The organism is Leptotrichia sp. oral taxon 879 str. F0557, assembly GCF_000469385.1.
GTDB classification, from domain to species: Bacteria; Fusobacteriota; Fusobacteriia; order Fusobacteriales; family Leptotrichiaceae; genus Leptotrichia; species Leptotrichia mesophila.
The window spans coordinates 84508-97604 of sequence record NZ_KI271301.1; the positions used below are offsets into that span (position 1 = coordinate 84508).

Here is a 13097-nt window from a genome sequence, read left to right on the forward strand (position 1 = left end):
GTGACCCTGCCGCTTCCACAAGGGCCTCACGAATTTCCATCCCTTTTTGTCGCAAACTTGATACGAAATCCAGTAATACAATCGCATTATTAACCGCCATACCAAACAGCATTAGAATACCAATCATAACAAACATGCTCAGCTGTATTCTTGTTACAGCCAGTCCAAACATTACTCCAATCATCGACAACGGCAATGCCAACATCATTATTAGCGGTAAAACAAATGATTCCAGCTGTATTGCCAAGACAACATAAATAAGTGCTACCGAAAGGATAAGGGCATTCATAATTTCTCCACCCATTTCCTGCTGACTTTGGGCATTTCCTGCTGGAGCTATTTTATATCCTGATGCAGGATTTGTCTTTTTAAATGATTCATTTACAAATTTTGCCGCATCATTCAGACCTTTTGATTTATCAAGATTTGCTCCTACTGTTACAATTTGAGCACCATTGTAAGTTTCTATTGAAGCCGCACCTTCCACCTGTTTCATTGTGGCGATGTCTCCTAATCTTACAAATTGTCCTCCATTTGTTTTTATCATTATATTCAGTATTTTGTCAAGTGAATTTTTATACTGCTCTTCAAATTCCATATAAACTTTTAATGTTTCTGTATTTTCAGTAATTTCTATCGGATCTACTCCTAAGACAGTTTGATTTAGCATTCTAGTTATATCTGTAACACTTAGCCCATAACTTTCAGCCTTTACTCTGTTTACTTCAAGTTGTGCCTGAGGGTATCCACCTTCTGATGATGATTTTACATCTTTAAACCATGTCTGTTGTTTCATATCTGCCATAATCGCATTGGCAATTCTGTTGATTTCTTCAGCATTATCCCCTTCCACTTGGAATGAATAATCTTTTGAAACAGAACGTCCTCCAGCTTTTGACGGAGAAACAGCAATTGTAACATTTGGAATATCGCTCATTTTTTGACGCATTCTTTCCATAGCCTTCATGGTGTCTTTTTTTACATCGACATTGACTATTGCCGCCTGAGCATTTACTATAGTAGTATAATTTTTTGTAGCAGGATCTTCTTTTACAATCTGTTCCATCTGCTTAGAAATTTCGTGTGCCACTTCTACATCTAGTCCTGTAGACAGCTGTGCAACTACCGAATACTCATCGTTGTCAATTGTTGGGAAAAATCCTGTTTTTACAGTTTTTCCAAGTCCAAAAACAACTACAAAAAATAGTACAATTACTCCGATTATAACTGCTTTTCTATGTTCCAAAGCCTGCTTTACAAGCTCTTTATATTTATCTCTAAACGCATTAAATCTATGTGCTTTCCCTGCCGCTCCTGATATTTTTTCAATATTTAAGAAAAGGCTTGATGCCATTGGAATAAACAGCATTGCTACAACAATCGAAGTTGACAGCGCGAACATCATTGAGAGCGAAATTCCTGCAAACACTTCCTTTGCAAAACCTGGAAATAATACAATTGGCAAGAATACGCAAACTGATGTTGCCGTTGAAGCGATCATTGGAACTATTACTTCATTTGTTCCACGTACCGCCGCAACAAGTGCTGGCTCTTTATTAATCTGAATATGATCAAATATGTTATCTAGCGTAACAACCGCATTATCAACCAGCGATCCTATCGCAAGTGCAAGACCCATAAGTGAAATTAAGTTTAGTGAGATTCCTTGTGTATTTAAAAGGAAGAAAGTAAAGGCAGCAGATATTGGAATTGACATTCCAACCACAAGCGAGGCTCTTAAATCCTTTAGAAACACCAATAAGACAATTACTGTTATTACTAATGCCTGTAAACCATTATTTGTTACATTGGAAATCGCATCTTTTACCCTTATACTGTTATCAACTATTATTTCATACTTTGAACCCGATGGAAATAACGGTTTCATATTTTCCAATTCTTTTTTTGCAATATTTGCAATTTCAACTAGATTTCCATCTTTACTTTTTTGAATTACAACAGAAACCATGTCTTGACCATCATATTTTGAATAAGATGTCTTATCTTTAGTTCCATATTCAACATTAGCAATGTCGCTTAATCTTACTGTCTGATTATCATTGTTTGAAATAATGATGTTTTGTATCTGTTCTAGCTGTTTTAATTCTCCATCAACCCTTAGAATAAATTCTTTTGAACCATCCTTTACTGTTCCACCTGGCACAATTGTGTGAGCCGCTTTAATTTTAGTATATATTTCACTTGGAGATAAATTGTATGCCTGCAATCTATATGGATCCAGCCTTACCTTTATCTGTCTTGTAGCATTACCAAATACTGATATGTTTCCAACTCCTCTGTTTCTTTTAAGCCTTGGTTCTAGTGTTTCCTCTATAAATGAAGTAATTATCGCCTGATCTGCTCCTCTTATCGCAATCATCATCGCCATATCCGAATTTCCACCAGAAGTATTTAATTTTGAAACTACTGGATCATTGGCATCAGATGGCAAATCCTGTTTTATTTTATCAATTTCAGATTGAATCTGTACTTGCTTTATATCCGTATCTGTACCAAAGTTAAATTCTATCATTACACTCGAACTTCCATAAGTTGAACTTGTAGAAATATTTTTAATACCGTCAACATTAAGTGCCGCATCTTCTATCTTTTTTGAAATCTGAGTCTTAACATCCTCAGAAGCTGCTCCAGTCCACGTTGTATTAACAGCTACCAGCGGAAAATTAAAATCTGGTATCAATTCCTGCTTCATTGACCGCATTGCTACAACACCTGAAAAGACCATAAATACTAATATCATTGTTGTAGAAACAACTCTTTTCGTTGCAAAATCTGCTATTGTCATTTTTTTCTCCTTAATTTTATTTTTGCTTCTGTTTTAAATTCATTTTATCTCTGTTTTTATAAATACAGTCAAACAAATCTAGAAACATTAAACTTTCAAAATCTGTCTGACTGATTATAAAAAATATTAATTTCGTCATCAATAGTAAAAATTATTGCACTTTTCTAACTGCTTCATTAGATTGCACAACATTTTGTCCATCTACTATTAATTCTACTCCACTTGTTAATCCATTTCCTGTAACTGCTGCATAATCCTGATTTTGATTTGTAACTTTTATAGGAATAGCAATAGCCTTACCATTTTGAACTATATAAACAACTTGCTCTACCCCTCTTACAACAATGGCTTTTTTAGGGATAATTATTCCGTTTTCAGCACCAGTATCTATACTTGCTGTTCCATACATTCCACTTTTTAGCCTTCTATCTGGATTAGGAATTTTAATTTTTACAGTAAATTGTCTTGTTGCACTGCTTGCTGCGGCAGAGACTTCATAAACTGTTCCTATCAGTTCTTCCCCTTGTAGTTCGTCAACTTTTACTTTTGCCTGTGTCCCTACATGGATTTTATTTATTACTTCTGGTGAAACTCCCACTTCCAGTTGCATTTCTGATTCATTTACTACAGTAAATAAAGCACTTCCTGCTGAAGTTTGCTGATGAAGTTCCAAATTCATATTTGAAATTGTTCCTGTTGTATTTGTTTTTATTACGGATTTTCTATTTGTGTCATTTGCCGAATCCAGTGCTGCCCGTGCTGAGCTTAGGCTGTTTTTTGAGGCATTTAACTGGGCTCTTGCAGCATCATAATTAGTTTTTGCCTTTAAATAATCTGTTTCAGTCACTAACCTTTTGTTATAAAGCATACTGTACTTCTCATAATTAATTCTTGCTTCTTCCAATGCCGCTGCGGCTGAATTGATATTTGACGAAGCTGTATTCACGTTTGAAGCTGCACTTCTTACATTTGATCTTGCTGCCTGATTGTCAATTGACACTATTACCTGACCAGCATTTACACTATCCCCATTTTTTGCATTTATGACAACTATCTCTCCTGATGAAGTCGCTGTATACGGTACTTCCTCAATTCCCTTTAAAGTACCGCTTGCTGTATATCCTAAAGAAATTGAGTTTTGCCCAATAACTTGCACTTTTACAGGTCTTGCATTGACAACTTCTGCTTTTTTCTTTTTCCCGCAAGATATAGTAAACATAGTAAGTATCGCTAGTCCTATTATAATTTTTTTATTATATAATTTCATTTTTTATATTTCCTCCTGTTTTCAAATGTATTTTGTAATATTCTAGATATTCACTTAAATTAATCTAAAAATGCTCCGTATTGTGACACAAGATAATAATACTTAAGTTTTGAAGTCGCATAATTTACACGGCTTTGTCTCAATTTTGCCTCTGCATCAAGTAAATTATTCATTGTTATCAAGTTATAGCTGTATCTTTCCTTTTCCAGTTCATAAGTTTCTTCTGCACTTTCCACAGCAACCTTCAATGCTTCCAAACTTTTTTCAAGCGCTTGCAGCTGATAATATGTTTTTCTCATATTTGCCCTTACCTGATCCAATGTTTGTTCAGATTTTACTTCCGCAATTTCCTCTGTTTTTTTAGCATATTTTACATCTTCTTTTCTTTTCCCCCAGTCAAATATATCCCAGCTAAAAGTTACTCCTGCAGCCGATGAAAAATCTCTAACTCTAAATACGTCCTTTAATCTGTTTGCAGAATTTAATGATCCATAATTTATAGTTCCATTAATTGTCGGATAAAAACTAGATTTTTCTAATTTTGTATTTTTTCTGCTTATATCAATTTGTTTTTGTGCAATTTTATATTCTGTATTCTGTGTTGTCAATTTCTCCATATCCTTTTTCAAATCAATGCTTTTTGTAAAATTATCTTCCACTCCAAAAGGTACAATTTCAATATTGCTTGGATTTGATATTCCTATCAATATTCCCAATGATTCCTTCGCAATTTCAATATTTCCCTGCTGCTGGACAATCTGAGCTTCCATATCTTTCACACTTCTTTCAGCTTCCCTGTATTCAGGCTTTGTGACCATTCTCAAGTTATACTTTTCAGTTTGAATCTTATAATTTTCATCCAAAGCTTCCTTAGACTTTTGCAGTACTCCAAGAGTGCTTATTGCCTCGTACACATCTATATATGCCTGCACCGTACTTAAAACTGTCTCTTTTTTTGTCTTTTCGAGCTTTAGTTCTGCTAGTTTCAGGTTATCTTTACTTATCTCATTTCCCATCTTTAATTTCCCGCCAGTAAAAAGTGGTTGAGAAAGAGACAGATACTGCTGATATGACTCTCCTGTTCTTTTCAATATTACATCCTTAAAATGAGTATTTGCTGAAGCATTGTAGCTTACTTTGAAAAATCTCTGTTTCCAACTTTTATTCACATCAATCTGCTCCCTATCAACTTCCATCATCCCAATCTTTATATCCTTGTTATTTTTTACCGCCATTTCTGCCGCTTCCTGAATTGTTATTTTTTGTGCAAAATTTGGAATTGACATCAATAGGAGCAGTACAGTTACTACTACTTTGTTTCCATTTTTTTTCATTTTCTGTTTTTCCTCCCTGAACCTATTTTAATGCATTATTTATAAATTTTATTATTTCCTTCAACGAATTTTCGACTTTTCTTGTATTTTGGATATTAATCAGGTCATCATCTTTCATCTTTTCCAAATTTTTCAAGACAAATTCATCATATAAAAATTCCTCTATTGAAATTAATATAAATTCTGATATAACATCTGTATTATATTTATTGCCATTTTTACTGTTAAATTTTTCAACAATATTTATTTTTATAAAATCAGTTGATTTTTCCTGCAGTTCTTGAAAGAATATCCTTAATTTTGGATCAATTAAATATTTCTCAACTGCTCTTAGCTTCATATTATTCAAAATTTTAACAGCATAATTCATTTTAGCTTTTACGTAATCTTCTAAAACCTTTTCTGGAACTTGATCAACATTTATATTTTCAAGATTTTCAATTATTTCCTTTTTTATTTTTTCTAAAACTTCGTAAAGCAGCTCTTCCTTAGTTGCAAAATATGTATAAAAACTCCCTTTAGATATTCCTAGATCTTTCGTAATGTCTTCCACCTTAGTTTCCTCATATCCATTTTTTGCAAATAGTTCCCATGCTTTATCTATTATCTTTTTTCTTTTCTGACTTATTGCACTCTTCTTCTTTTCCAAGCGTCTCCCACCTAACAAATAAAATTGACCTGTAAGTCATTTTTATATAATATACTGTTTTTTCTATTTTGTCAATTATTTTTGCGCTAAAAAATAAATTAAAATTTTTCAATAAAAAAAACATAAATTTGCTTTCCTTGAAAATTAAAAACAGGGATAAAATTTTCTATCCCTGCCTTCTTTAATTCTTAAATTTATTTTTCAAGTCCAGTACGAATTTCGTCAAATCTTCTGTAAATGCTTCTGCGTTAGCTTTTACCTTTTCTGAAAAATCAGCTAAATTTTCTTTTACTTCTTTTGACTTGCCTTTAAATTTGTCTTTTAATTCCTTGTATTCAATATCTGTTTTCAGCTTAGATTCGTATTCTCTTGCAAATTCCAAGTCCTTTTGAACAACTTTGGCATCTTTTCGCAGGATTGTTTCAGGATTATATTTATTCAAAAAATTATCCAGTTCTGCATTTTCTGATTCCGAAGTTAGCAAAATCAACCCATAATGGTTATTTACAAGGTGTTTTGAAACATCTTCAAATATGCTTATTATTTTTTTGTCAGCCTTTTCACCTTGGCTTTCACCTATCATAGCTCCTACTGCTCCGCCAAAAATAACTCCCAACGGACCTCCGATAATTCCAACAAGACCTCCAAGAAGCCCTCCATTTAAAAATCCTATATTTCCATTTGCATTTACTTCAAATCCATCCTTGAAACTCAGCTTATCGTCTTCCTTTCTTACAACTGCAGCCTGAGTAATTACATAATTTTCCCCTGAATATTTTGTCTTTATGTCAGCCAGAACCTCAAATGCGCTTAGCTGATTTTCAAATGTTGCTAATAAAACATTATTTTCCATGGCAACTCTCCTTTATTTTTTAAATTGACTAATTATAGTCCTAAAAAAATAGTTTTTATTTTGCCAGTACTTATTTTTTACTTTTAAAAAATAAATTTACTCCCATAATTCCTGCAATAACAAATCCTAATAATCCCAATCCAGAAATTCCAAATATTTTTGGAGGAATGTTTGCTAGAGCTAGTATTGATGAACCCACAAATATTGATGAAATAATAATTGCTAGTACTAATTGCTCAAAAGTCTTTTGAAATTTCTCAAAACCAATTATTTCGTGCTTATGTTTTAATTCATTTTTTTGAATTTTTTCCAAAATATTTTTTAAATCTGTAGGTAAAGTTAGCCAGTTATCAGAAAATGTTTCCAATTTTTCTGTTCCCTTTTTAAAAATATTTACTGGATTCATCCGCTCTCTTGCTATTTTATCCATATATGGTTGCATAATTCTTGTTATATTAAGACTTGGATCCAAATGCCGTCCAATTCCTTCAATTTGACCAATTCCCTTTATTAATAGGTAAGTATCTTCAGAAAGCAGAATTTGATTATCGCTGAATATTTTCCTTGCCTTTTCAAAAATCGTAACAATATCTATACTTTCCAATGAATTCCCGTCCACCATCTCAATCAATCCGTAAAGTTCACGTTCAAACTTTCTTTCATCTGCAACTTCAAATTTTATTGCCAGTTTACGTATAATTTCAATCATTTTTTTTACATCTTTTTTCAATGAATAAATAATCACATTTATTAAAAGTTCTCGCTCATTTGGATAAAGTCTTCCCATTGCACCAAAATCAATAAATACAATTTGCCCATTTTCCTTTATAAAAATATTGCCAGGATGGGGGTCAGCATGAAAAAATCCGTGTTTTAAAAACTGCACCAAATACAAATCAAGTCCAGTTCTTGCAATTTCTTCAGGTTTTTTCCCTATTTCTACTATTTTTTCCTTATCAGTAATTTTAAAGCCTTCTATCATTTCCATTGTAAGAATATGGTTATTGGAAAGATGTTTATATACGATTGGAACATGAATTCTCTCGTCCCCTTTAAAATTGTTTGCAAAACGCTCTATATTACGAAGCTCGTTACTAAGTGAAAGCTCCTCATTCAGCATTTTTTCAAAACTTTCCACAACATCTGCAATATTCATTTTTTTCATTTCTTCATAATAATTTTCCAAAGTTTTTGCAAGATTTTTCATAATTTCCAAATCTACTTCAATTACAGGCTTTATATTTTCTCTTTGAATCTTTACAACAACTTTTTCCCCATTTTTTAATTTTCCTCTAAACACCTGCCCTATTGAAGCTGATGCCATTGGTTCTTCCTCTATTTCAGAAAAATAATCATCTACTTCTATTCCAAGTTCGAGATTCATTTTTTTTCTTACATCTACTTCTTCAATCTCTACATTATCTTGTAATTTTTGAAGCTGTAAAAGCATCTCCTCAGGTAGAATATCTTTTCGATTACTTAACATTTGCCCAAATTTTACATATACAGGCCCCATTTCCTCAATCGCCATTCTTATTCTTTCATAAAAAGTACAGGCATTTATTTCATCAATCTTGTCGCTGTATTTCTTTTTTATATTTCCAGGAATATACTTTTCCAAGTCTCCCCTTTTAAATAGTTCATCAAACCCATATTGAGCAATTACTGAAGAAAGCTTTACAAGCCTTTTTGTCTTCTGTATAAAATCTGCCATCTAATTTATTCTCCTCTTTATTGAAAATACTTAGTAACATCAAAAAATACAATAACCAACATCAAAACAAGTAAAAATATCATTCCAATCATATGTATTTTTTCTTCTATTTTTTTATTTACTTTTATTCCAAAAAATTCAGGAATGACAAATATCAGCCTTCCCCCGTCAAGCGCTGGAATTGGAAGCAAGTTCATAATTCCAATATTTATGGAAATTAATACAAATACTCCAAGCATAGCAAAAATCCCTCCTTGCCCATAAGCCTCGCCAACTATCTTAGGAAGTCCTACAGGCCCTGTCATTTCCTTCATTGCCACTTTTCCTGTTATAAGCATTCTCACACCATCAAGTGTTATTTTAAAATAATCTCCAAACATAGAAAAACTAATTTTTACTCTTTCTCCAATTGTTGATTTTTGGCTTAAAAGATGTACTCCAAGTATGTTTCCTTTTGCTTCCTCGTTATAAGTTAATTTTACATTTTCAGTAATTTCCTTATTATCTCTCAAGATTTTTAGAGCTATATCTTCATTTTTATAATTTTTACTAATTTCTCCAATTCTTTTTGTCATTTCACTCCAATTGGATATATTTTTACCATTAATTGCCAAAATCTTATCATTTACCTTCAATCTTCCATTTACTTTTGAACTTTGCTCAACTCCTCCAACTATAGCTTGAGAATATTTAGGCGGCAGCACTCCTGCTACTGAAAGAATTATAAACAATACTGCCAATGCAGAGATAAAGTTCATCACAACTCCGGCAATCAGCACAACAAATCTGCTAAACGGCGACTTGGCAAAAAATCCATTTTTTTGAATATTTTCCTGTCTCTTTAATTCCTTTTCTACAACCTTGCTAAGCCTTCTTTCTACTTCATCAATAAATTTTTCATCTTCAATTTCATTATCTTTGTTACCTGTTTCATTTTTTAATTCCTCAATAATCTCATCCATTTTTTCCTTCTTAAATACTTCCAAATCAAACCTTTCAGGCTGCATTCCCTCAATATTAACAAATCCTCCTAAAGGCAAAATTCTGATTGAATAAGTCGTCTCATTCTTTTTTAACGAAAAAATCTTTGGCCCCATTCCAATCGCAAATTCAGTAACAGGCATCCCAAAATATTTAGCCGTTGCGAAATGCCCCAATTCATGCAAAAATATAATTAATCCCAAAATTACTATTGTAAAAACCATTCCCATTTATCTATTCTCCTAATTTTCTTTTTTTTATATTTATTTCAAACTATTTTAATTGATAATTTCTTTTTCACTTTATGAATTTATTAAAAAATACTGCTTTAAATGAGAAAACATCTCAAAAAAAGCAGCTAAATTTCAAAACTTAACTTAATATCCTCAATATTTAATTATAATAAATTGCTGTCTCTTGACTCTTCTCCCAATGAGGCATCAATATCTTCATAGTCAATTCCAACTGGAATAGAAGTTAAAACTTTGTCAGTAACCTTTGATAGATGAGCGTTCATTGCATACGCCGCTCCACTTACAAAATCTATTACTCTTTGTCCCACTTCATATTCTAAAAATTCCAAGCTGAATGTTACAACTTTATTTTCTTTTATTGCATCTGCGATTAATCTTGAATCTTCAAAAACTTTCGGTCTTATAATCGAAACATAGCTTACTTTAGACGATGGCATCTTTACAATTTCCTCCTTTTTTCCTACGCCAAAAAGACTTCCTATTCCTTTTTTTTCTTCTGGCTGTTTTTCCTGTTCCACACGATTTACTGTTGCTTTTTGCTGAACTTTAGACTGCTGATTTTGTTGCGGCTGTTCTACTGTCACTTCTTTTTTTTCATCATTTGACAATTCTTCAGATAACTCATCTTCATCATCTTCAATATCATCGCCAAAAAACTCCATTAATTTTCTTTTAAGTCCCAAAGCATAACCTCCTATTCAAATAATTTACTTCCTATCCTAATTATTGTCGCACCATTTTTTAATGCTTCAATATAATCATTCGACATTCCCATAGAAAGCTCGGTAATGTAATTATATTTTTTTTGATACTCTTCCTTTAGCTCTCTCATCTTTAAAAAATAACTGTTTATTTCCTGCTGTGAAGCTTCATATGGAGCCATTGTCATAAAACCTTCTATTTTTACGTTACTCATAGAAAAATATTTTTCACTATCTTTTTTAAAGTCTTCAATATAAATTCCTGTTTTGGATTCTTCCTTTGAAACATTGATTTGAATCAATCCGTTTATAACTCTATTATTCTCAATAGCTTTTTTATTTATTTCTTCTAAAAGTTCATAAGAATCAATCGAATGTATTAAATTCACACTATTAATTATATACTTTATTTTATTTTTTTGCAACCTTCCAATAAAATCCCATTTGATATTTTTATATTTTTCATCTGAAAATTCATTTAGCTTATCTCGATAAAGCTGAGCCCGATTTTCACCAAAATAATCATAACCCATATCAATTATAGCCTTATGCTTTTCCACATCAAAATATTTACTAACAAACAAAATTTTTACTTTTTCAGGATACGGTGAATATTTTTTTATATCTTCAAAAATTTTATTATAATTTTGCTGAATTTTTACATTATCAAGTTCCATTTCTGCTCCTTTTGACTTGCTGCATATTTTACAATAACACTATTATAACCTTTTTTTTAAATAAATTCAACAAATACATCATTTGCAAGCAACATTCCTCTTTTTGTTAATCTAAGCCTTATTTCATAAGCATTTTTTACAATATTTCCATCTAAATTTTCATTATTTTTAACTTTATTTTTTATTTCTTTTTCTTTTGTTATGATTTTTTTTTCGACTTTTCTAGTATTTTTATCTAAAAATTCAACTTTTTTCACAACAAATTTTTCGAGTAGTCCATTTTTTATAAGTTTTTCAACTTTCTCATTTTCAAAATATTCAATTCCCTCTTTAATTAATCTTAGTCCCAGCATTTTCTTCAATTTTTGACTTTCGATTTCATCTACAATTTCAATTGTATTTTCATCAATTGGAAAATTTCCGCTATCAATTAAATCATAATATTTTTTAAATGTTCTTACATTACTATGCCTATTTCCACTATAATAGCTAGCAGCGCTCATTCCTGCACCAACAAACTTTATATTTCTCCAATATTTCAAATTGTGTCTTCCACTATTTTTCTGTTTTTTCTTAATTATTTCAAAATCTTCCACATTTTTCAATATTTCTTCATTATTCTTAATTTCTGAAAAATTTTGAAAACCTATTTTATTTTCTGAATCACAATTTTCACTGATATTTTTATTTTGCTCAAAATTCCCATCAATCCGTGCAAAATTTGATATTTCGTAATGACAATACCTATTTTCATTAAAAAACTCAATAATCATCTCATACATCTGAGCTTCTACATCCTGATCAATTTCCGACAGAATCCCCTTTTGCAATTTACTCCAGAAAACAGTCCCTTCCTCCCAGATAAGCGAGTAAATTGAGACATTTTCAGGCTTTAATTCTTTCAAAATATTCAAATCCTTCTGCAAATCCTCAATACTTTGATTAGGAATTCCAAACATCAAATCCACAGTTATATTCTCAAATCCAGCTTCTCTAGCCATTTTATAGACATTTATCGCATCTTCTGAACTGTGCTGTCTTCCAATAAATTTCAAAACGTGATTCTGAAAGCTCTGTATACCAATACTTAACCTGTTTATCCCAATTTCCCGAATTTCCTTCAATTTTTCCAAAGTCATATCCGTTGGATTTAATTCCAAAGTAATTTCGGCATTTTCACTCCACTCCAGTTCATCCATTATTTCTCTTATCATCTCAACTGGCAGTAATGATGGCGTTCCACCACCAAAATAAATCGTATCATACTTAAACTTTGGGTACATCCTAATTTCCCTAATTAAATAATCTACATATTTTCTATATTCCTTCTCCATTCTGACAAATGTGCAAAAATCACAGTACTCACATTTCTTGTCACAAAATGGAATATGAATATATATTGCATCAATATTTTTTTCTTTTATTTTTTCCATACTTTATTCTTTCCACAAATTCTCTCTAAAAATTTTATTATTTTTTTTATTTTATACTAAATCCCATTTAAATAATGAATTTATTATAATACTATTTCTTCTTTAAATAGTAGATATTTAATAAATTTTGAATTACATACTATAATTAACTAGGAATTAAAACTTTCGGGACTTAGTATTAGATTATTTTACTTAATAACAGTTTTTACTATTTTAATTATATTTTTCCTTTATTTTTGCAGGATTGCTCATTGCCGCAAATCTTGCCCCTATGGCTAGACTACGACTTTTATTTGCCCAACTTCGAAACTCCTCCTTTCAGTCGTCAAACAGTCGCAGTTGAACAAATAAAAAGCTCCGTCGGTTTATTAAAATACAAAGATATTTGTTATAGAATTTCCGAGATTTTAATTTTTCAGTAAAAGACA

The 13097-nt window shown here is 31.3% G+C and carries 10 protein-coding genes; all 10 read right to left on the reverse strand.

Translation table 11 applies throughout. The annotated features are described in order from the left end of the window. Positions 1 to 2806: efflux RND transporter permease subunit (locus tag HMPREF1552_RS03520; RefSeq protein ID WP_021743708.1), on the reverse strand; the 2806-nt coding region annotated here is incomplete at its 3' end. A gap of 151 nt (positions 2807 to 2957) precedes the next feature. Further along, positions 2958 to 4073: an efflux RND transporter periplasmic adaptor subunit gene (locus tag HMPREF1552_RS03525; protein ID WP_021743710.1), complete on the reverse strand. Its 1116-nt coding sequence runs from the start codon at positions 4071 to 4073 to the stop codon at positions 2958 to 2960. Between the two features lie 59 nt (positions 4074 to 4132). Then, complete coding sequence (locus tag HMPREF1552_RS03530) at positions 4133 to 5407, reverse strand: TolC family protein (RefSeq protein WP_021743711.1); 1275 nt, start codon at positions 5405 to 5407, stop codon at positions 4133 to 4135. 22 nt (positions 5408 to 5429) lie between these two features. Next, a complete protein-coding gene (locus HMPREF1552_RS03535) occupies positions 5430 to 6056 on the reverse strand; it encodes a TetR/AcrR family transcriptional regulator (protein WP_021743712.1) in 627 nt (208 codons plus the stop codon). Between the two features lie 181 nt (positions 6057 to 6237). Then, positions 6238 to 6909 (reverse strand): DUF1269 domain-containing protein, encoded by a 672-nt coding sequence (locus HMPREF1552_RS03540; RefSeq protein ID WP_021743714.1) that lies wholly within the window; start codon positions 6907 to 6909, stop codon positions 6238 to 6240. A 70-nt stretch (positions 6910 to 6979) separates the two neighbouring features. Beyond that, positions 6980 to 8623 carry an AarF/ABC1/UbiB kinase family protein gene (locus tag HMPREF1552_RS03545; RefSeq protein WP_021743715.1) on the reverse strand — a complete coding sequence of 548 codons (1644 nt, stop codon included), beginning with the start codon at positions 8621 to 8623 and terminating at the stop codon, positions 6980 to 6982. 17 nt (positions 8624 to 8640) lie between these two features. Then, positions 8641 to 9834 (reverse strand): RIP metalloprotease, encoded by a 1194-nt coding sequence (locus HMPREF1552_RS03550; protein WP_021743716.1) that lies wholly within the window; start codon positions 9832 to 9834, stop codon positions 8641 to 8643. 167 nt (positions 9835 to 10001) lie between these two features. Then, entirely contained in the window at positions 10002 to 10541 is a 540-nt protein-coding gene (locus tag HMPREF1552_RS03555; RefSeq protein WP_231370744.1) for a cell division protein SepF, read from the reverse strand. Between the two features lie 11 nt (positions 10542 to 10552). Further along, positions 10553 to 11236, reverse strand: coding sequence for a YggS family pyridoxal phosphate-dependent enzyme (locus HMPREF1552_RS03560; protein WP_021743718.1), 684 nt, complete (start codon positions 11234 to 11236; stop codon positions 10553 to 10555). 56 nt (positions 11237 to 11292) lie between these two features. Next, positions 11293 to 12669 carry a radical SAM family heme chaperone HemW gene (gene hemW / locus HMPREF1552_RS03565; protein ID WP_021743719.1) on the reverse strand — a complete coding sequence of 459 codons (1377 nt, stop codon included), beginning with the start codon at positions 12667 to 12669 and terminating at the stop codon, positions 11293 to 11295. Between the last annotated feature and the right edge of the window lie 428 nt (positions 12670 to 13097).